Genomic DNA, 20,867 nt, shown 5'->3' with positions numbered 1-20,867 from the left:
CTACAGTAAGTAGAGATTCCCCCCTGGTTTGCACTTGCTATATTCGCGTCGTAAACCAGCCATACGTTCGTCGCCCGGAGAGCTTGGCTCGCCGCCCCGAAACAGGAGATAGCGCTGCTAGAAAACGCTGTGAACCTGCTGGTCCCGTCCGCTAACGACGACGGCGGCTTCCATGGTCCCACCATCAACGAATTCTTCCCCGAAGTCATCTTCTTCGCGGACACACCTTTTGAGATCAACCGCATCATCCTGATCCGCTTCCTTGCCGTCGCCGTGCTTCTGGTGTTGTTCTGGGTGGGAACCCGGCGGATGAAGGTGATCCCGACCCGCATGCAGAGCCTGGTCGAGATGGGCCTGGACTTCACCAGAGTGAGCATGGCGGAAGACCTCCTCGGCAAAAAGGACGGCAAGCGGTTCCTGCCGCTGATCACCACCGTGTTCTTCATGGTGCTGTTCATGAACCTCACCGGTGTCATCCCCGGGCTCAACATCGCCGGAACATCGGTCATCGGTGTTCCCCTGGTGCTGGCCGTTGTCGCCTATATCGCGTTCATCTACGCCGGTGTGAAGAAGCACGCAGGCGCCTTCTTCCGCAACTCGCTTTTCCCTCCCGGTGTCCCGCCGGCGCTGTACGTCATCGTGACGCCGATCGAGTTCCTCTCCACCTTCATCATTCGGCCGGTCACGCTGACGCTCCGACTGATGATGAACATGATCGTCGGTCACCTCCTGCTGGTGCTGTTCTTCGCCGGAACCCAGTTCTTCTTCTTCACCGTCGACGGGCCGTTCAAGCTGTTCGGTGCCGGAACCCTGATCTTCGGATTCATCTTCACGCTGTTCGAAGTACTGATCGCCGTGCTGCAGGCCTACGTCTTCGCCATTCTCACGACCGTCTACATTCAGCTCGCGCTGACTGAGGAACACTAAACAACGAACTCGGCACTTGCCGGATTCGCTCATCACGGAAGGAAACACACGTGGACGCAACAACCGTTCTCGCGGAAATCAACGGAAACATCGCGACGGTCGGCTACGGTCTCGCAGCCATCGGCCCCGGTATCGGTATTGGTATCGTCGTCGGCAAGACGGTGGAAGGTGTTGCTCGCCAGCCTGAGCTGGCCGGCCGCCTGCAGGTTCTGATGTACATCGGTATCGCTTTCACCGAGGCGCTCGCGTTCATCGGTATCGCCACCTACTTCTTCATGGTCTAACCCTCCTTTTCTCTCTCACGTAAGGAGGCACCATGATCAACACAGTGATTGCAGCTGCCGCCGAGGAGACGCACAATCCTCTCCTCCCGGCCGTCTATGACATCATCTGGTCCGCGGTCTGCTTCGTCGTCATCCTGTTCTTCTTCTGGAAGTATGCGCTTCCGAAGATGCAGGCTCTCCTCGACGCTCGCGCCGAGGCCATCGAAGGCAACATCGCCAAGGCCGACGAAGCGCAGCGCAAGGCAGAGGCTGCTCTCGAGGAGTACACGGCCCAGCTCGCCGACGCGCGCGCAGAAGCCGGGTCGATCCGCGAGCAGGCTCGCGTCGACGGCGCCAAGATCGTCGCGGAGCAGAAGGAACAGGCCTCAACCGAAGCCGCACGTATCACCGCAAGTGCCCAGGCCCAGATCGAGGCTGAGCGGCAGTCGGCTGTCGTGTCGCTTCGCAGCGAGGTCGGCACACTGGCGATCGACCTGGCGTCCGGCGTCATCGGCGAGAGTCTGACCGACGACGCACGCTCGAGCGCGATCGTCGACCGCTTCCTCGCGGACCTCGAGGCGTCGGAGCAGGTTGCTCCGAGCGCCGGGAAGAGCTAGAACAGCATGGGAAGCGCAACCAGGGAAGCACTGGCATCGACACGGGCGGCACTAGCCGACCGCATCAGCGCCGTTGACCTGGCCACCGGTGAAGACCTCTTCAACGCCGGACGGGTCATCAGCAACTCGTCGCAGTTGCTCACGGCTATCGCCGATCCTTCGGTGGATGCCGCAGCCAAGTCGACCCTGGTCGCCAGGGTGTTCGGCGGAGCAACGTCGCCGGTCGCACTCGACCTGCTCCAGGCGGTTGCCGCGGCGAGCTGGTCGAACCAGGACGACGTTCTCGCCGGGATCGAAGACCTCGGTCTGCGCGTCACTGCGGTTTCCGCACCGAGGAACGTCTCGATCGAGGACGAGCTGTTCGCGTTCGGCGCTGCCGTCTCGTCTGATGCAGAACTTGAACTCGCCCTCGCCAGCAAGCTCGGCGAGAACGCTGCCAAGGTCTCTCTCGTGAACAGCCTGCTCGAAGGGAAGGTCTCGCAGCAGACCATCCAGATCGTGCGACACCTGGTGCAGTTGCCACGAGGCCGACGCATCGGCGAACTGCTGCGGCACGCGGCATCCGTCGTCGCAGACCAGGGCGGAACAGTGATCGCCACGGTCATCTCTGCCAGCCCCCTCGTTCCTGCACAGCTCGACCGGCTGAAGAAGAGTCTGGCCGGGCGCTACGGACGTGACCTCACCGTCAACCTGGTCATTGACCCTGAGCTGGTCGGCGGCGTTCGCGTGCAGATCGGCGACGACGTGATCGATGGCAGCATCGCCACCAGACTGAACGACCTGCGACTCCAGCTTGCCGGCTGACCCAGCCGGACCGAAAACCCCGGGACACCGTCCCGAAACAGACAGAAACTGTACAGCCCGTACAGAAAAGGGAAGATGATGGCAGAACTAACGATCAGCCCCGATGAGATCCGTGATGCTCTCCAGGACTTCGTGAAGTCCTATGAGCCGAACAAGACCGCCACGACAGAGGTCGGTTACGTGACGACGGCCGGTGACGGCATCGCACACGTTGAGGGCCTCCCCGGCGTGATGGCCAACGAGCTCATCAAGTTCGCCGATGGCACCCTGGGCCTGGCCCAGAACCTCGACGAAGACGAGATCGGCGTTGTGGTCCTCGGTGAATTCGCCGGCATCGTCGAAGGCATGGAAGTACAGCGCACCGGTGAGGTGCTCTCCGTACCCGTGGGGGATGCTTTCCTCGGCCGCGTGGTTGACCCCCTCGGCGTACCGATCGACGGCCTCGGCGAGATCACGGCAGAAGGCCGCCGCGCACTCGAACTCCAGGCTCCAGGCGTCATGCAGCGCAAGAGCGTGCACGAACCCCTTCAGACCGGCATCAAGGCCATCGATGCGATGATCCCGATCGGCCGCGGACAGCGCCAGCTGATCATCGGCGACCGCCAGACCGGCAAGACCGCGATCGCGATCGACACCATCATCAACCAGAAGGCCAACTGGGAGTCCGGCGACACCAACAAGCAGGTGCGCTGCATCTATGTCGCCATCGGCCAGAAGGGCTCGACCATCGCCTCGGTCAAGGGCGCGCTGGAAGACGCGGGAGCGATGGAGTACACCACCATTGTTGCTGCACCGGCCTCAGACCCCGCCGGCTTCAAGTACCTCGCCCCATACACCGGTTCGGCCATCGGCCAGCACTGGATGTACGCGGGCAAGCACGTTCTGATCGTGTTCGACGACCTGTCGAAGCAGGCAGAGGCCTACCGCGCCGTTTCGCTGCTGCTGCGCCGCCCACCGGGTCGCGAGGCATACCCGGGCGACGTGTTCTACCTGCACTCCCGCCTTCTCGAGCGTTGCGCGAAGCTCTCCGACGAGCTCGGGGCCGGTTCGATGACCGGCCTGCCGATCATCGAGACCAAGGCGAACGACGTGTCCGCCTACATCCCGACCAACGTGATCTCGATCACCGACGGCCAGATCTTCCTGCAGTCCGACCTGTTCAACGCCAACCAGCGTCCGGCGGTCGACGTCGGAATCTCGGTGTCGCGAGTCGGTGGCGACGCCCAGCTGAAGTCGATCAAGTCGGTGTCAGGAACCCTGAAGCTCGAGCTGGCCCAGTACCGCTCGCTCGAGGCCTTCTCGATGTTCGCCTCAGACCTCGACCCGGCCAGCCGCCGCCAGCTCGCCCGTGGCGCGCGCCTGACCGAGCTGCTCAAGCAGCCGCAGTACTCGCCGTACCCGGTCGAAGACCAGGTCGTGTCGATCTGGGCAGGCACCAAGGGAAAGCTCGACGAGGTTCCGGTCGAAGACATCCTGCGCTTCGAGCGTGAGCTTCTCGACCACCTCGCCCGTAACACCGACGTGCTGACGAAGATCCGCGAGACGAGCAAGCTCGGCGACGACCTCATCGCCTCGCTTGATGCCGAGGTCGACAAGTTCAAGCTGGAGTTCCAGACGGGCGAGGGCAAGCCGCTCGCCTCCGTCGGCAGCGAGAAGTTCGAGGCCATCGCCGTCGAAGACGTCAACCAGGAAAAGATCGTCAAGCAGAAGCGCTAGGTCAGGGCGGGCTCGATCACGCGATTGAGCCCGTCACGACCGGCTCGACTACCGACTAACACAGGAAGAGAAACATGGGAGCGCAACTTCGGGTCTACCGGCAGAAGATCAAATCTGCCCAGACGACCAAGAAGATCACTCGGGCCATGGAGCTGATTTCCGCCTCGCGCATCCAGAAGGCGCTGGCGCGGGTCTCGGCCTCCACCCCGTACTCGCGCGCGATCACCCGCGCCGTGTCGGCCGTGGCGACCTACTCGAACGTTGAGCACGTGCTCACCACGGAGCCGGAGAAGATCGACAGGGCTGCGATCGTCATCTTCGCATCTGACCGCGGACTCGCCGGGGCCTTCAACTCGCAGGTACTACGTGAGTCAGAAGAACTGGCAACACTGCTCCGCAGCCAGGGCAAAGACGTCACGTACTTCCTGATCGGGCGTCGTGCGGTCGGCTACTTCACGTTCCGCAAGCGTGCCTCAGAACGCACCTGGATCGGTGGAACGGATGCGCCGCAGTTCGAGACGGCGCAGGAGATCAGCGAAGCGCTGCTCGAGTCGTTCCTCAGGGACGCATCTGATGGCGGTGTTGACGAGATCCACGTGGTGTACAACCGCTACGTCAGCATGATGACACAGACCCCAGAGGTCGTGCGTCTGCTGCCACTCGAAGTCGTCGAGGGTGTCGAGGAACCGGGCGAGAACGCCATCCTGCCGCTGTACGAGTTTGAGCCAGGTGTTGAGGAAGTGCTTGACTCCCTGCTTCCGGTGTACATCGAGAGCCGGATCTTCAACGCCATGCTTCAGTCGGCCGCTTCCAAGCACGCGGCGACGCAGAAGGCAATGAAGTCGGCCAGTGACAACGCCGACAAGCTGATCACCACCTACACGCGACTGTCGAACAACGCGCGCCAGGCAGAGATCACCCAGCAGATTTCCGAGATCGTGGGTGGAGCCGACGCGCTCTCATCCGCCAAGAACTAAGCAGAGAAGAGAGAGCAATGACTGACACCGCAATCGCGCCAGTCCAGGCAGAGGATGCCGCAGGTGCCGTTGGCCGTATCGCACGCGTCACCGGCCCTGTCGTCGACATCGAGTTCCCCCACGACTCGATCCCCGGCATCTACAACGCCCTGAAGACCACGATCACGATCGGCGAGGAGTCGAACGAGATCACGCTCGAGGTCGCGCAGCACCTCGGTGACGACCTGGTGCGTGCCATCGCCCTGAAGCCGACGGACGGCCTCGTCCGTGGCCAGGAAGTACGCGACACGGGTTCACCGATCACGGTTCCCGTCGGAGACGTGACCAAGGGCCGCGTTTTCAATGTCATCGGTGAGGTGCTCAACGCCGAGCCGGGCGAGACCATCGAGATCACCGAGCGCTGGCCGATCCACCGCAAGCCCCCTGCATTCGACCAGCTCGAGTCCAAGACTCAGCTGTTCGAGACCGGAATCAAGGTCATCGACCTCCTGACGCCGTACGTGCTCGGTGGAAAGATCGGCCTCTTCGGTGGTGCCGGTGTCGGCAAGACCGTGCTCATCCAGGAGATGATCCAGCGCGTCGCCCAGAACCACGGTGGTGTGTCGGTGTTCGCCGGTGTCGGTGAGCGTACCCGTGAGGGAAACGACCTCATCGCCGAGATGGAAGAGGCCGGGGTCTTCGACAAGACGGCCCTGGTATTCGGCCAGATGGACGAGCCGCCAGGCACGCGTCTGCGCGTCGCCCTCTCTGCCCTGACCATGGCTGAGTACTTCCGCGACGTGCAGAAGCAGGACGTGTTGCTCTTCATCGACAACATCTTCCGCTTCACCCAGGCCGGTTCTGAGGTGTCGACCCTGCTGGGCCGCATGCCGTCCGCTGTCGGGTACCAGCCGAACCTCGCCGACGAGATGGGCGTTCTCCAGGAGCGCATCACCTCGACCCGTGGCCACTCCATCACCTCGCTGCAGGCCATTTACGTTCCTGCTGACGACTACACAGACCCGGCACCGGCGACCACCTTCGCCCACCTCGACGCCACGACGGAACTCTCGCGTGAGATCGCATCGCAGGGTCTGTACCCCGCGGTCGACCCGTTGACCTCGACCAGCCGCATCCTCGACCCCCGCTACCTGGGCGAGGATCACTACAACACGGCAGTGCGCGTCAAGCAGATCCTGCAGAAGAACAAGGAACTGCAGGAGATCATCGCGATCCTCGGTGTTGACGAACTGTCTGAGGAAGACAAGGTCACGGTCTCCCGTGCCCGTCGCATCCAGCAGTTCCTGTCGCAGAACACCTACATGGCGAAGAAGTTCACCGGTGTCGAGGGTTCGACGGTTCCGCTGAAGGACACCATCGAGTCGTTCACGGCCATCGCCAACGGAGACTTCGACCACGTGGCCGTTCAGGCCTTCTTCAACGTCGGGGCTATCTCCGACGTCGAAGAGAAGTGGGCGCAGATCCAGAAGGAGAACGGCTAACCATGGCTTCGGCCCTCAACGTCAGCGTGGTGTCGGCGGACCACGAAGTGTTCTCCGGCGACGCGACCATGGTGATCGCCCGCACGACGGAGGGCGAGATCGGTATTCTCGCCGGCCACGAGCCGATGCTCGCGATCCTGGCCAGTGGCCAGGTGCGGGTGACGCTCGTCGGCGGCGAGAAGATCGTCGCCGAGGCGGCGGATGGGTTCCTCTCGGTTGAGAACGACACCGTGACGATCGTGGCGCGCAAAGCAGAGCTCGTTTAGCGTCAGGACTGGTACTGCAGTGCTGGTACTGCTTCCTCCGTCTGAGACAAAGCGCGACGGCGGCGACGGAGCGCCGCTCGATTTTCATGCGCTGGCGTATCCTCAGCTGAATTCGCGTCGTCGCGCGCTGGTGCGTGCGTTGAAGGCGCTCTCACGCGACGCGGATGCCGCTGCCGCCGCCCTGAAACTGGGGCGGACGCAGCGCGGCGAGATTGCTCGCAACCGTGCGTTGACCACCTCCGGCACGATGCCGGCCATCGACAGGTACACGGGTGTGCTCTACGACGCGCTCGATGCGCCGGGACTGAGCGAGTCTGAGCGCGAGTTCGCCGGTGCCCACGTGGTGGTGCACTCCGCCCTCTTCGGGCCGATCGGTGCGCTGGATCCGCTGCCCGCATACCGCATGTCGCACAACTCGCGTCTTCCGGAGATTTCACTCGGTAAGCACTGGGGCGATTCGATCAGCAAAGTCCTGGCGGGCTCCGATGGGCTCGTGCTGGATTTCCGTTCCGAGGCATATGTGTCGTTCGGTGCAGCGCCCGCGCGAGCGGGGTCGTACTACCTTCGTGTGGTTACAGAGGCCGCCGATGGCCGTACCCGAGCGCTCAACCACTTCAATAAGAAGTCGAAGGGCGAGTTCACTCGCGCGATAGTTCAGAACGGAGTGGATTTCTCCTCCGCCCCCGAACTCCTGGAGTGGGCAGACGGCGCCGGTTTCATACTCCGTCGCTCTGCCGATGGTGAACTCGAGCTGGTGGTGGAGGAGATCATCGCTGCTCGGTGATCTCCCGCTGATCCGTGTGAGGCCGATGCGCGAACTGAGGCCGATGCGCGAACCGAGGCCGATTCGCAACCGAGCCCGGTCAGCAGCGAGCCGGTCAGCATCGAGTCCGGTCAGCATCCAGCCCGGTCAGCGATGTGCGATGCCCTCGTGGTCGAGCAGCCAGGCTTTGGTCGGGATGCCGTTGCCGCCGCTGTAGCCGGTGATGCGCCCGTCAGAGGAGAGCACCCGGTGGCAGCCGACCAGGAGTGGAAGCGGATTGGCGCGGACCGCGCTCCCGACGGCGCGCCCTGCACCTGCTCGGCCGATGTCCTGGCCGAGCGAGCCATACGACACCGCTTCTCCGAACTCGATCTCGGCGAGTCGGTTCCAGACGCTGTGTTGGAACTCAGTCCCGGTCTCGAATCGCAGCGGCAGGTCGAAGGTCTTCCGCCTGCCGGCGAAATACGCGTCGAGTTGTTTGTGGGCTCGCCGAAGCAGCGTCGCTGGTTTCTCTGGAGCGCCGTCAAAAGGGAGTCGGCCGTTCTGTTCGATCGTGAGCGAGAGGATGGCATCAGAATCTGCCGTGATCTCGAGCTGCCCAACAGGGCTGGGAATCCGCATCAGGGCGGTGGCTGTACTGGTCATGAGGCGACTGTAACCACGCGCGCTTACCCGTTGCGGCAGAATCCCGGCATCGGTGCACAACTCATCGTCAACCGCCCCTGTGGAGGAGGGTGGGACAGTGGAGGAGGGTGGAACAGCGGGGCGGGGATCGCCCGGTCCGCTGGCTGTACGTAGGAAGAATCGTGCTCAGAGCGCTGAAACGAGGAAAGAACTGCCCTCTCGTGATCAGTTTTCCTACTTTCGTGGCACAGCTCGTAGGCTGGGTTGGTGCCCAAAGAACCCGTGAACATCACTGTCACCGGCGCGGGAGGCCAAATCGGCTACGCGCTCCTCTTCCGGATCGCCTCAGGAGCCATGCTCGGCCCAGACGTAACGGTCAACCTCCGGCTCCTTGAGATTCCGCAGGGGATCGCAGCAGCAGAAGGCACTGCGCTCGAACTGCAAGACAGTGCGTTCGCCCTCCTGGGTGAGGTGCAGGTGACGGATGACGCGGCCACCGCCTTCGACGGAACAAACGTCGCGCTCCTGGTGGGCTCGCGCCCGCGGGGGCCAGGTATGGAGCGTGCCGACCTGCTGGAGGCCAATGGCGCCATCTTTGCTCCGCAGGGCGCGGCGTTGAACGCCGGGGCGGCATCCGATGTTCGGGTGCTCGTCGTCGGGAACCCCGCGAACACCAATGCGCTGATCGCGAGCGCCAACGCCCCCGACATTACGGCAGAGCGGTTCACCGCGATGACCAGGCTCGATCACAATCGCGCCGTCGGCCAGCTGGCCGCGAAGGTCGACGCTTCCGTCGACGAGGTGCGTGGGGTCACCATCTGGGGAAACCACTCTGCCAGCCAGTACCCTGACGTCTTCCACTCCACCGTTCGAGGAACACCGGTGACGGATCTCGTCGACGAGGACTGGCTGTCCACCGATTTCATTCCCCGGGTCGCGAAGCGCGGCGCGGAGATCATCGCGGCGCGCGGTTCGTCGTCTGCCGCATCCGCAGCGAGCGCCGCGATCGACCACGTCTTCGACTGGGTGAACGGCACGGGCGACGACTGGACGTCGGCCGGAGTGGTGTCTGACGGATCGTACGGGGTCCCTGAAGGTCTCATCTCGTCTTTCCCTGTGCGATCGGTAGGCGGCCGCTGGGAGATCGTCGACGACCTCGAGATCGGCGCATTCTCGCGCGAACGGATCGACGCATCCGTCGCGGAACTGATCGAGGAACGCGAAGCTGTACGCGGGCTCGGTCTGCTGGAGCCTGCCACCAGGTAGTCGGGCGCAATAGTCCGTGCCACTGGCTCGCGCGGAATAGTCTGGGGTGATGGCAGACATCGATTTTCAGAGGCTCGGTAACTCCGGGCTCATCGTCTCGTCGATCGGGCTCGGGTGCAACAATTTCGGCCGCCTGGGAACGGCAACCGAGACGCAGGATGGCACCAATGCGGTGATCGATGCCGCCGTCGACGCCGGGGTGACCCTGCTCGACACCGCGGACATCTACGGGGCAGAGCGCGGCCTCAGCGAAACCCTGATGGGCAACGCGCTGAAGGGCAAGCGCGACCGGATCGTGCTCGCCACGAAGTTCGGAATGGACATGGCAGGGTCCAACGGTCCGGACTGGAATGCCAGGGGCTCCCGCCGCTACATCAGGCTGGCCGTCGAGGCCTCGCTGACACGCCTGCAGACCGACTGGATCGACCTGTACCAGCTGCACCGGCCAGACGAGAACACCCCGATCGAGGAGACGCTCGCCACACTGGACGACCTGATCACTGAGGGCAAGATTCGCTACATCGGTCACTCGAACCTGGCCGGCTGGCAGATTGCGGAGGCCGAATTCACGGCGCGACTGCACGGGCATCCGAAGTTCATCTCCTCGCAGAACGAATACAGCCTGCTTGTGCGCGATGCTGAAGACGAGGTGCTGCCGGCGGTGAACGCATACGGTCTGGGCTTCTTGCCGTTCTTCCCGCTCTACAACGGGTTGTTCACCGGCAAGTTCACACGCGACGGCGGGCCGGCGGACAGCCGCATCATGCGGTCACGTTCTCACCTGCTGGAGCAGGCTCCGTGGGACCTCATCGAACGATACGAGGCTTTCTGCGCTGAGCGGGGAGTCACCATGCTCGCAGCGACGTTCGCCTGGCTGCTCGCCCAGCCCGGCCTGACCAGCGTGATCGCCGGAGCGACCCGGCCAGAGCAGATCGTGGCGAACGCGGATGCCGCGACCGCCTGGCACCCGACACCTGACGACGTTGCCTGGATCTCTGACCTCTTCGCCTGAAGTTGTGCCACGAATCCACTTGTGAGTGAGCGCTCACTCCGGTAGATTGCTTCGGTGAGCAAAACCACGGTGAGCGAAAAAGCAGGACGAGCGAGTCCACTCTCGGTCGAAGACCGCCAGGACATGATTCTTGACGCCATTACTCCGTTGCTGCTCGAACACGGGCAGGCGGTGACGACGCGGCAGATCGCCGAGTGCGCGGGCATCGCAGAGGGCACCATCTTCCGGGCCTTCGGCACCAAAGAAGAGCTCATCAACGCCGCCGTCGAGCGCCGCCTCGACCCCGAACCCTTTCGTGCCGGGCTTCGGGAAGTCGACCTCGACATGCCCCTCGAGGAACGCATCCGCACGATCGTCGCCCTCTTGCAGGAGAGGTTCACCTTGGTGTTCAACCTCATGATGGCGCTCGGCAGGCGAGGTGGCCCGCCCCCGCAAGAAGAGCGGCGCGAGTTCGGCGAAATCATGGCGCGAGCCCTTGCGCCAGACCTCGAACGGCTGAGTGTCAGTCCGGAGCGGGCTGCCCAGGTCATCCGCATGGTGACGCTCGCGGCATCCGTTCCCCACCTGAACGACGCGGAGATCAGCACGGATGAAATCACCTCAATCATCCTCTACGGCATCGCGGGCCGCCCAGCCGAAACGACCATCTCCGTCTCCACAGACTCACCCACGAACTAGGAGAATCACGTGCTCTGGACATTGCTCGTGCGTTACCTGAGACCGTACTGGCCGCTGCTGGTGGCGGTCGTCGTCTTCCAGCTCCTGCAGTCGATCGCCTCGCTATACCTGCCGACGCTGAACGCTGACATCATCGACCAGGGCGTCGCCAAGGGTGACACCGGCTACATCATGTCGACGGGCATGATCATGCTCGTCATCACCCTGGCGCAGATCATCTGTGCCATCATCGCCGTGTATTTCGGCGCAAAGGCCGCGATGGCGCTCGGCCGCGACCTGCGCAGCGCCGTCTTCGCCAGGGTGGGGGAGTTCTCCGAACAGGAGGTCACTCGCTTCGGCGCTCCGTCGCTGATCACCCGCTCCACCAACGACGTACAACAGGTGCAGATGCTGGTTCTGACGAGCGCCACGCTGATGGTCTCCGCGCCCATCCTGTGCATCGGCGGCGTCATCATGGCCATGCAGCAGGACCTCGAACTCTCGTGGCTCATCGCGGTCAGCGTGCCTGTCCTTCTCATCGCGGTCGGGCTGATCGTTGTGCGCATGGTTCCGCTCTTTCGCAAACTGCAGACCCGCATCGACACCGTCAACCGGGTCCTGCGTGAGCAGCTCACCGGCATCCGTGTGGTGCGTGCCTTTGTGCGGGAGGACGTCGAGACCGCCAGGTTCGCGCTCGCCAATGAAGACGTGACGGATGTCGCGCTGCGTGCCGGCCGCCTGATGGCACTGATGTTCCCCGTCGTGATGCTCGTGCTCAACGTTTCGAGTGTTGCCGTGATCTGGTTCGGCGCTTTCCGCATCGAGGACGGCTCGATGGAGGTCGGAACGCTGATCGCCTTCCTCAGTTACCTCATGCAGATCCTGATGGCGGTGATGATGGCCACCTTCATGGCGGTCATGATTCCGCGTGCTGCGGTGTGTGCCGACCGAATCAGCGAAGTGCTGGATACCGAATCCAGCGTGCACCCACCGGTCAACCCGGTCACAGAGACGACAGGCCGTGGCGAGATCGAATTGCTCGATGTCGGCTTCGCCTACCCGGGAGCGGAACAGCCGGTGCTCAGCAATATCAGCTTCATCGCCAGGAGCGGGCAGACCACTGCCATCATCGGTAGCACCGGCTCCGGCAAGTCCACCCTGGTGAATCTCCTGCCGCGCCTGTTCGATGCCACCAGCGGGTCCGTGCTCTTCGACGGCGTCGACGTGCGCGAGTTGCACCCCGACCTGCTCTGGGGACACATCGGACTGGTTCCGCAGAAACCGTACCTGTTCTCTGGAACCGTGCGCAGCAACCTGCAGTACGGAAAGCCGGATGCCACGGAAGACGACCTCTGGCAGGCGCTCACCATCGCCCAGGCGAAGGGATTCGTCGAGGAAATGGAAGGCGGCCTCGACGCCCCGATCTCGCAGGGTGGCACCAATGTGTCCGGCGGCCAGCGCCAGCGCATCGCCATCGCCAGGGCGCTGGTGAAACGTCCCGAGCTCTACCTCTTCGACGATTCGTTCTCCGCGCTCGACACGGCGACGGATGCCCGGCTGCGGCAGGCGCTTCGGCGCAGCACCGGTGACGCCACGATGGTCATCGTCGCCCAGCGGGTGGCGACCATCATCGATGCCGACCAGATCCTGGTGCTCGAAGACGGCCGCATCGTTGCCAGCGGAACCCATGCAGAGCTGCTCGAAAGCAGTTCGACCTACCAGGAGATCGTGTCATCCCAGCTCACGGCGGAGGAAGCAGCATGAGTGAGTCGAACGAAACCAAGACACCGGCAGCTGCGCCGGCCGCGCGCGGGCCGCGGGGCGGTGGACCGTTCGGCGGCATGAGCGCTCCGGCAGAGAAGGCGATGAACTTCTTGCCGAGCGCCAAGCGGCTGCTCGGACAACTTCGTCCGGAGCGACTGTGGCTGACCCTCGTGCTGGCACTCGCCGTGATCAGTGTGACGTTCTCCGTGCTTGGGCCGAAGCTGCTCGGTGAGGGAACGAACCTGATCTTCTCCGGGGTCATCTCGAAGACCCTCCCGGCCGGCGTCAGCAAGAGTGAGATCATCGACCAGCTCAGGGCGTCTGGTGACGATGCGAGGGCAGACCTGCTCAGCGGGATGCCATTGACTCCCGGTTTCGGCATCGATTTCGGAGCGCTCTCCAGCGTGTTGTTCTGGGTGTTGGCGCTGTACATCCTGGCATCCGTTTTCAGCTGGATGCAGGCCTATGTGCTCAACAGCGTCGTCCAGCGCACCGTGTACCGCCTGCGCGAGGATGTCGAGGCCAAGGTCAACCGGCTTCCGCTTCGCTACTTCGACACGATGCAGCGCGGTGAGCTGCTCAGTCGTGTGACGAACGACGTCGACAACATCTCGCAGAGCCTCCAGCAGACCCTTGCGCAGGCCGTCACCTCGTTGCTGACCGTCGTGGGCGTGATTGTGATGATGTTCATCCTCTCGCCGCTCCTCGCGCTGATCGCGCTGGTCACCGTGCCGCTCACCCTGGTGATAACGACGGTGATCGCCAAGAGATCACAGAAGCTCTTTGTTGCGCAATGGACCCACACCGGAACCCTCAACGCCCAGATTGAAGAGACGTTCACCGGCCACGCGCTGGTGAAGGTGTTCGGCCGCCAGCGCGAGGTTGAGGAACGGTTCAGGCAGAAGAACGACGAGCTGTACAAGGCGAGCTTCGGTGCGCAGTTCGTCAGCGGCATGATCATGCCGGCGATGACCTTCATCGGCAATCTCGTTTACGTGGCCATCGCCGTCGTCGGCGGGCTCCAGGTCGCAACCGGCGCGATGCAACTCGGAGATGTGCAGGCGTTCATCCAGTACTCCAGGCAGTTCACGCAGCCGCTCGCCCAGCTCGGGTCGATGGCCAACCTGCTTCAGTCTGGCGTGGCATCCGCTGAGCGCGTCTTTGAGCTGCTCGACGCCCCAGAGCAGGGCGCTGACCCCGACCCGGCCGAGAGTCCGATTCAGTCGCACGGTCGCCTGGTATTCGAGGATGTCTCGTTCCGTTACACGCCGGACAAGCCGCTGATCGACGACCTCAACCTGGTCGCGGAGCCAGGCCAGACGATCGCCATCGTCGGGCCGACCGGCGCGGGTAAGACGACCCTGGTCAACCTGATGATGCGGTTCTACGAGCTCGATTCAGGACGCATCACGCTCGACGGCGTGAATGTGGCAGAGATGACGCGCCTTGACCTGCGCTCGCGCATGGGGATGGTGCTGCAGGACACCTGGCTGTTCGACGGCACCATTCGCGAGAACATCGCTTACGGGCGACCGGATGCCTCTGAGGAGGACATTCTTGAGGCGGCGCGCGCCACCTATGTCGACCGCTTCGTGCACTCGCTGCCAGACGGCTACGACACGGTACTGGGTGACGAGGGGGGCAATGTGAGCGCTGGGGAGAAGCAGCTCCTCACCATCGCGCGCGCATTCCTCGCGCAGCCGAGCGTGCTCATCCTGGATGAGGCGACGAGTTCGGTCGACACCCGCACCGAGGTGCTGGTGCAGCAGGCGATGAAAGCTCTCCGCGCCGACCGCACGAGCTTCGTGATCGCGCACCGGCTGTCGACGATCCGTGATGCCGACCTCATCCTGGTGATGGAGTCGGGCCAGATCGTGGAGCAGGGAACCCATGCTGAGCTGCTTGCTGCGGAGGGCGCGTACTTCGACCTCTACAACGCGCAGTTCGCCGCCCCTGTCACCGACGAGGTGTAGCGCGCGCCGCGCGCGCTCGTCCTCGTCCCCGCCCGCGCAGCGCCGCCCCGCCCCCGAGAATCGCCATTTGCGCCCAGAATCGCCGCTACAGCGGCGTCAGTGGGCGCAAACGGCGATTCTCGAGTTGGACTTCGGTCGGGCGAGCGCTCTCGGACCGGAGTTATACACAGGGGGCGACCAGTGGAGTTATCCCCAGAATCGACGTTCTGGGAACACCGGGCTAGCCGGCCACGCCAGAGTTGGCGCATGCAACCGACCATCGTGAAGACAGCACGACCCCAGGACTTCCTGGCCCTCGTTCCGCAGCTCCTCGGATTCCTTCCGGAGCAGAGCATGGTGCTCGTCGCGTTCCGCGGCAACCGCACCTGCGGCGCCCTGCGTTTCAATATGCCAGTCGATACCGCTCCAGAGAAGGTGCACAAATGCATCGCCACCACGCTCATCGGCACGATCTGCAAGATTCCGCGCGTCGACGGCGTGGTTGTCGTCGCGTACACCGGCGATCCGTTCGTGTCGCCGGGCGGACTGCCAGGGCGCCGGTTCGCCGAGACTCTCGCACGACGCGCTGAGTTGTCGGGATTCCGCGTCAAAGACGTGTTGTGCGTCGCCGCGGACGGATGGGGGTCATACGACGACCCGGAGTGCCCGAGCCAGGGGCGTCCGCTCGCTGAGATCGAGACGTCGGCCGCCCTGCTTTTGCCTCAGTGCGATACCTCCACAGAACTGGCCACCCTGCGCGACGGCGCTGAGCTTCCACGTGTTGAACGGGCGGCGAAAGAGCAATTCGGTCGAGCTCTCCGCCGTTACCAGCGTCTGGCGTGGGAACCGGGCGCAGACCAGGGCCTCCTCGACGCGACCGGTGTCCTCGATTCGATCGACATCGCGGAGGCCCTGTTCGGTTGGGATTCCGCTGAGCTCGACCCGGACGAAGCTGCCGGCCTGCTCTTTCTCGTGCAGGAGCCTCCGATTCGGGACCAAATCATGCTGCAGATCGCGTTCGGGCGCGAGGTCGGCGAAGAGACCTACGACGTCAACGTGCGCTATGCCGCAATACAACGGGCGACCGGGCTCAGCATGGATGAGATCGTCATTGCAGAGGAGCTACGCCTCAGAAGCTCCGAGCAGGAGTCACCGAAGGGAATCGGTGGAGTTCGAATGGCCGACCGCATGGTGGGGTGGAGCAACGAGCGGCCGGACCCGGAGCGGATCCAGCACGCAATCGACGTGCTGAAGAAGATTATCGCGCTCTCGCCACGCGCCGCGCGGCCCGCACCGCTCTGCATGCTTGCCTGGCTCTCGTGGGCACTCGGTCGCGGCTCGGTCGGTGGAATGTTCGTCGACAAAGCGCTCGCCGAGGATCCGACCTACAGCATGGCGATCCTGCTGAACACTATGTTCAGCACGGGTCACCTGCCCGATTGGGCCTACGCGGTGCCAACTGACTCGTGACATCTGACTCGTGACAACCGACTCGTGACAAACGGCTGCGGCACGGCACCCCCGGGCGGCTCGGGTAACCGCTCCGGAGACTCCCGCGCCGGGGCCTAGAGATGCTTGGTGGCCTCGGAGAGCACGCCGTGCAGGATATCGCCGATCTCGCGGATCTCGGCTGGACCGATGGTCAGCGGTGGCGCGAGTTGTACCACCGGGTCTCCGCGATCATCTGCGCGACAGTACAGGCCGGCATCGAAGAGCGCCTTGGAGAGGAAGCCGCGCAACAGTCGCTCCGACTCCTCGTCGTTGAACGTCTCCTTCGTGCCTTTGTCTTTCACCAGTTCGATACCGAAGAAATACCCCTCACCGCGCACGTCTCCGACAATGGGCAGGTCGAGTAGCTTTTCGAGCTCCGCCCGGAACACCGGCGAGTTCTCGCGCACATTCTCGTTGAGCTTCTCCTCCTCGAAGATATCGAGGTTGGCCAGCGCCACAGCCGACGAGACCGGGTGGCCGCCGAAGGTGTAGCCGTGGTAAAAAGCGATGTCGCCGTGCTTGAACGGCTCGTAGATGCGGTCACTCACGATGGTCGCCCCGATGGGGGAGTACCCGCTGGTCATGCCCTTGGCGCAGGTGATCATGTCTGGCTGGAAGCCGAAGGTCGTCGATGCGAACATGTTGCCGATGCGCCCGAACGCGGTGATCACCTCATCCGCGACGAGCAGCACGTCGTACTTGTCGCAGATCTCGCGCACCCGCTGGAAATAGCCGGGAGGCGGCGGGAAGCAGCCACCCGAGTTCTGCACCGGTTCCAGGAAGATCGCGGCAACGGTCTCCGGGCCTTCGAACTCGATCATCTCCTCAATGCGGTTGGCCGCCCACAGCCCGAATGCTTCGAGGTCGTCGCCGAGGCCCGACCCCATTTCGTCTGCACGGTAGAAGTTGGTGTTCGGCACCCGGAATCCGCCCGGGGTGACCGGCTCGAACATCTCCTTCATGGCGGGGATGCCGGTGATGGCCAGTGCCCCTTGAGGAGTGCCGTGGTAGGCGACAGCACGGGAGATGACCTTGTGCTTCGTCGGTCTGCCCTGAAGCTTCCAGTAGTACTTCGCGAGCTTGAACGCGGTCTCAACGGCTTCACCGCCGCCGGTGGAGAAGAACACCCGGTTCAGGTCGCCTGGGGCGTAGCCGGCAAGCCGGTCTGCGAGCTCGATGGCACTCGGGTGGGCATACGACCAGATCGGGAAGAAGGCCAGCTCCTCCGCCTGCTTCGCGGCGACCTCGGCGAGCCGCTTCCTGCCGTGGCCGGCATTGACAACAAACAGGCCGCTGAGGCCGTCGATGTACTTCTTGCCGTTCGAGTCCCAGATGTGGTGGCCGCTGCCCTTGGTGATGATCGGCACGCCCGCGCCGGATTCGAGCACCGACTGGCGACTGAAATGCATCCAGAGGTGGTCTTTCGCCTGCTGTTGCATGCGGGCGTTGTCAGCTTCGCTGTAGGCGCCGGGGGCACCGATGCCGCCGGATACTGCGGGTGGCTTCGTCGCCATGACGGCCTGTTCTGAAATGGTCATGATTACCGTGTTCCCCAGTTGTAGAGCTGTTTGTGGAGTTTGAGATAGACAAACGTTTCGGTGGAGAGAACTCCATCGAGGTTTCGGATCTCGGAGTTGAGCAGGGCGATCAGTTCGTCGTCGTCCTCACAGACGACTTCGGCCAGAATGTCGAACGTCCCTGCCGTGAGCACCACGTAGTCGACGGCGTCAAGGGCAGCCAGGCTGTCGGCCAACACCCTGGTGTCACCCGACGCGCGGATCCCGATCATCGCCTGCCGGTAGAAACCCAATTGCATCGGGTCGGTGACGGCGACGACCTGCATCACACCGGCATCCGTCAGCTTCTGCACCCGCTGGCGCACCGCTGCCTCGCTCAGCCCGACGGCCTTGCCGATCTCGGCATAGGAACGCCGTCCGTCGACCTGCAGCTGCTCGATGATCTTCTTTGAAACGTCATCGAGCGCCACGGGTTTTGTCAGGCTGCGTACCGGTGCACTCATTTATCGATTGTGACAGTCAAACATGGTTCTTGCAAGTGATTCCGTAGCAAGTGAAGCAAAATGCTGCGGAATCCACAGGTGTTTGTGGATCACCACACGAACGTCGGCCAGGGTGGGTCCGTACGACGGCCAGTAGGAATCCGAGTACGGTAAAGACTTGTCGATGCGGGGCTTCGAGGGCCACACGGGCATCGTAAACGGGCATCATAAACGACAGCATCACAACCGGCAAGGAGGCTGGATGACCTCGGGTCGCGTTGCCTGTGCCGTCTTTCCTGGCGTGTCTCCAGCGTGGACCTTCATCGTCGGGCGGAGCTTCCTGGTCGCTGTTCCGCACGACACGACACAATCGGTCGTGGCCGCGCTCACCGCCCTGGTGCGTGAGTCGTCGGTCGGGATCGAGGCGCTGCTCTCCCTGCTGCCGCTGGCCGGTCAGGGCGAGGTCGAGAGTTTCGCCGTCCTGGTGCGGGGCGAGACCGATTCATCCACCGAAGTGATGGTCTCTGTGGTGGTTCGAGGCGATATCGCTGTCGACGTGTACTCTGTCGGCGGCTCGCGGCGATTCTCCGCTGGCGGCATCCGACCGTGGCTGTTGTCCGACTTCCAATCGGTCATCGGGGTCGTGATCGGCGCCGCCGAAGCCGACGAAGCCGCCGGTGCAGATGGGCGCTGGCGAGAGGGCGGCACGGCAATCGGAATCGGAGCGGTGCCGGCCGGCACGCTCTACTGGTCCTGGCCGGAACCAGGCATCGACGACACTGTACTGAACGTTCCCCGACGGGCAGAGGCGGAGGGCGATACCATCCTCCGGGTTCCGACGGCGGATGCCGATGACACGGTGATCCTGCGCCGCCGGCACCGAAACCAGACGGGATCGCATCCGCCGGCTGCGGCAGCGGGCGAAGGCGCGGGAAACGGCATCGGCACCTCGCGTGAGCGCCGGCGAGCGCCTGCTCCGCCAGGGCCACCGTCTCCGTCGCCGCGTTACGGTTTCCGCCTCTCCGGCGAAGAACGCCAGCTTGATTCTGTCTACTACCTCGGCCGCAATCCGCGATCGCCGCGGATCACCGGTGGGCGGCTGCCTAGGCTACTGAGCGTTGCTTCACCGACGGCTGCCGTCTCGTCGACCCACGTCGAGATCCGTCAGGAGGGGGATGCAGTGGTCGTCACCGACCTCGACTCGACGAACGGCACGATGGTCAGTCCGCCGGGCGGACGCACCACACGACTGGCGCCCGGCCAGTCGCTCGTTGTGGTGCCCGGTACGACCGTCGACATCGGGGACGGTAATATCATCGAGATCCTCCCCGCGAGCGTAAGGCAGGCACAGTGACGCAGATCGGTCAGAGTTCGACCGGTTTCACCGTCGATCTCGGTACACCAGCACAGCCGGTGAGTCTCGCTTGGGCGGCGCTCAGCGAGACGGGCCATCGTCGTGCGGTCAACGAAGACAGCGTCGTCGCCCTCCCTCCACTGTTCGCGGTTGCCGATGGTATGGGCGGGCATTCGGCGGGCGACGTAGCCAGCTCCGCCGTCGTCGCACGACTGGCTGAATGGGCTGAACGCCCCGGCCTTGACGCGCCGATGATCACGGAGGCGCTGGGTCACGCCGTCGACGACATGGCAGCTGGCGCGGGGGTCACCGACCTCGGAACCGGCACCACCGTCACGGGCGTGGCGCTGTCCGTGGTGTCAGGGACTGCCCAGTGGGTCATCTTCAACATCGGCGACTCCCGCGTCTACCAGCTCACGTCCGGCGTTCTCGAGCAGGTGACCACCGACCACTCCGTTGTTCAGGAACTCGTCGACGCCGGCCGAATCACGAGGGAAGAAGCCGATGTGCACCCAGACGGCAACGTGATTACGCGGGCCGTCGGTTTCCACGAGCCACCGGTTCCAGACTTTCGTATCATCCCCGCGCGACCGGGCATGCGCATCCTCATCTGCTCCGACGGTCTCACCAAAGAACTGACGCCGTACGGCATCCGTCATTTCCTGCTGTCCAACGCGTCGGCGGATGCAGCGGCTCACGCGCTCGTCGATGCTGCGCTCGAGAACGGCGGGCGCGATAACGTCACCGTCATCGTTCTCGACGTGCTCGCCGTGGGCGACGATTTGGCCCCCGTCTTGGGGGCAGAGGAGCTGGGTTAACCAGCCATACCGGACCGAAACGCGCTGGTGACCTGCTTACAATTGTCGGGACGCGTTCGGTGCACCCGTTACGGACCGTCAGCATTCGTTTGAACCACTTGTATCGACGAACGGGG

Annotated in this window: 20 protein-coding genes; 17 read left to right on the top strand and 3 right to left on the bottom strand. The window is 63.7% G+C overall.

The features are described from left to right. Positions 1-129: 129 nt before the first annotated feature. From atpB to K323_RS0105150, 9 genes are all read left to right on the top strand, one after another. Positions 130-927, top strand: coding sequence for a F0F1 ATP synthase subunit A (gene atpB, locus K323_RS0105190; protein ID WP_022884229.1), 798 nt, complete (start codon positions 130-132; stop codon positions 925-927). Between the two features lie 50 nt (positions 928-977). Continuing rightward, positions 978-1,211 (top strand): ATP synthase F0 subunit C, encoded by a 234-nt coding sequence (gene atpE / locus K323_RS0105185; protein WP_022884228.1) that lies wholly within the window; start codon positions 978-980, stop codon positions 1,209-1,211. Positions 1,212-1,243: 32 nt separating this feature from the next. Next, the gene (locus tag K323_RS0105180) at positions 1,244-1,807 is read left to right on the top strand and encodes a F0F1 ATP synthase subunit B (RefSeq protein ID WP_022884227.1); all 564 of its coding nucleotides are present in this window, start codon (positions 1,244-1,246) and stop codon (positions 1,805-1,807) included. A 6-nt stretch (positions 1,808-1,813) separates the two neighbouring features. Further along, positions 1,814-2,611, top strand: coding sequence for a F0F1 ATP synthase subunit delta (locus tag K323_RS0105175; RefSeq protein ID WP_022884226.1), 798 nt, complete (start codon positions 1,814-1,816; stop codon positions 2,609-2,611). Positions 2,612-2,689: 78 nt separating this feature from the next. Further along, a complete protein-coding gene (gene atpA, locus K323_RS0105170) occupies positions 2,690-4,327 on the top strand; it encodes a F0F1 ATP synthase subunit alpha (protein ID WP_026851257.1) in 1,638 nt (545 codons plus the stop codon). Positions 4,328-4,401: 74 nt separating this feature from the next. Next, entirely contained in the window at positions 4,402-5,304 is a 903-nt protein-coding gene (locus tag K323_RS0105165) for a F0F1 ATP synthase subunit gamma (protein ID WP_022884224.1), read from the top strand. 17 nt (positions 5,305-5,321) lie between these two features. Further along, positions 5,322-6,785: a F0F1 ATP synthase subunit beta gene (gene atpD, locus K323_RS0105160; RefSeq protein WP_022884223.1), complete on the top strand. Its 1,464-nt coding sequence runs from the start codon at positions 5,322-5,324 to the stop codon at positions 6,783-6,785. A 2-nt stretch (positions 6,786-6,787) separates the two neighbouring features. Next, complete coding sequence (locus tag K323_RS0105155; protein WP_022884222.1) at positions 6,788-7,051, top strand: F0F1 ATP synthase subunit epsilon; 264 nt, start codon at positions 6,788-6,790, stop codon at positions 7,049-7,051. Positions 7,052-7,070: 19 nt separating this feature from the next. Beyond that, positions 7,071-7,835 carry a YaaA family protein gene (locus K323_RS0105150; RefSeq protein ID WP_022884221.1) on the top strand — a complete coding sequence of 255 codons (765 nt, stop codon included), beginning with the start codon at positions 7,071-7,073 and terminating at the stop codon, positions 7,833-7,835. Between the two features lie 126 nt (positions 7,836-7,961). Here the strand turns inward: K323_RS0105150 and K323_RS0105145 are convergent, their stop codons facing one another. Continuing rightward, positions 7,962-8,459 carry a methylated-DNA--[protein]-cysteine S-methyltransferase gene (locus K323_RS0105145; protein WP_026851256.1) on the bottom strand — a complete coding sequence of 166 codons (498 nt, stop codon included), beginning with the start codon at positions 8,457-8,459 and terminating at the stop codon, positions 7,962-7,964. Between the two features lie 246 nt (positions 8,460-8,705). On the opposite strand from K323_RS0105145, the gene K323_RS0105140 reads away from it, so the two are divergent. From K323_RS0105140 to K323_RS0105115, 6 genes are all read left to right on the top strand, one after another. Further along, complete coding sequence (locus K323_RS0105140; protein WP_022884219.1) at positions 8,706-9,704, top strand: malate dehydrogenase; 999 nt, start codon at positions 8,706-8,708, stop codon at positions 9,702-9,704. Positions 9,705-9,753: 49 nt separating this feature from the next. After that, positions 9,754-10,716 carry an aldo/keto reductase gene (locus K323_RS0105135; RefSeq protein ID WP_026851255.1) on the top strand — a complete coding sequence of 321 codons (963 nt, stop codon included), beginning with the start codon at positions 9,754-9,756 and terminating at the stop codon, positions 10,714-10,716. A gap of 54 nt (positions 10,717-10,770) precedes the next feature. After that, on the top strand, positions 10,771-11,394 hold the full coding sequence (locus tag K323_RS24365) for a TetR/AcrR family transcriptional regulator (RefSeq protein WP_022884217.1): 624 nt from the start codon (positions 10,771-10,773) through the stop codon (positions 11,392-11,394). Between the two features lie 9 nt (positions 11,395-11,403). Beyond that, positions 11,404-13,137, top strand: coding sequence for an ABC transporter ATP-binding protein (locus K323_RS0105125; protein WP_022884216.1), 1,734 nt, complete (start codon positions 11,404-11,406; stop codon positions 13,135-13,137). Then, positions 13,134-15,110 carry an ABC transporter ATP-binding protein gene (locus K323_RS24360; RefSeq protein WP_022884215.1) on the top strand — a complete coding sequence of 659 codons (1,977 nt, stop codon included), beginning with the start codon at positions 13,134-13,136 and terminating at the stop codon, positions 15,108-15,110. The genes K323_RS0105125 and K323_RS24360 overlap by 4 nt, the downstream gene beginning before the upstream one ends. Before the next feature lie 246 nt (positions 15,111-15,356). Next, on the top strand, positions 15,357-16,559 hold the full coding sequence (locus tag K323_RS0105115) for a DUF4192 domain-containing protein (RefSeq protein WP_022884214.1): 1,203 nt from the start codon (positions 15,357-15,359) through the stop codon (positions 16,557-16,559). Between the two features lie 95 nt (positions 16,560-16,654). Here the strand turns inward: K323_RS0105115 and K323_RS0105110 are convergent, their stop codons facing one another. Further along, positions 16,655-18,118: an aspartate aminotransferase family protein gene (locus tag K323_RS0105110; protein ID WP_022884213.1), complete on the bottom strand. Its 1,464-nt coding sequence runs from the start codon at positions 18,116-18,118 to the stop codon at positions 16,655-16,657. Between the two features lie 2 nt (positions 18,119-18,120). Further along, positions 18,121-18,600, bottom strand: coding sequence for an Lrp/AsnC family transcriptional regulator (locus tag K323_RS0105105; protein WP_022884212.1), 480 nt, complete (start codon positions 18,598-18,600; stop codon positions 18,121-18,123). 241 nt (positions 18,601-18,841) lie between these two features. Here K323_RS0105105 and K323_RS28770 point away from each other — a divergent pair, with 241 nt between their 5' ends. Both K323_RS28770 and K323_RS24350 read left to right on the top strand, forming a co-directional pair. Beyond that, on the top strand, positions 18,842-19,933 hold the full coding sequence (locus K323_RS28770) for an FHA domain-containing protein (protein ID WP_022884211.1): 1,092 nt from the start codon (positions 18,842-18,844) through the stop codon (positions 19,931-19,933). After that, a complete protein-coding gene (locus K323_RS24350; protein WP_022884210.1) occupies positions 19,930-20,751 on the top strand; it encodes a PP2C family protein-serine/threonine phosphatase in 822 nt (273 codons plus the stop codon). Before K323_RS28770 ends, K323_RS24350 begins: the two co-directional genes overlap by 4 nt. Positions 20,752-20,867: the final 116 nt, after the last annotated feature.

The sequence above is a fragment of the Glaciibacter superstes DSM 21135 genome (assembly GCF_000421145.1).
Taxonomy (GTDB): domain Bacteria; phylum Actinomycetota; class Actinomycetes; order Actinomycetales; family Microbacteriaceae; genus Cryobacterium; species Cryobacterium superstes.
The sequence above is the reverse complement of the archived record's forward strand: the minus strand, read 5'-3'. Positions and strand labels throughout refer to the sequence as shown.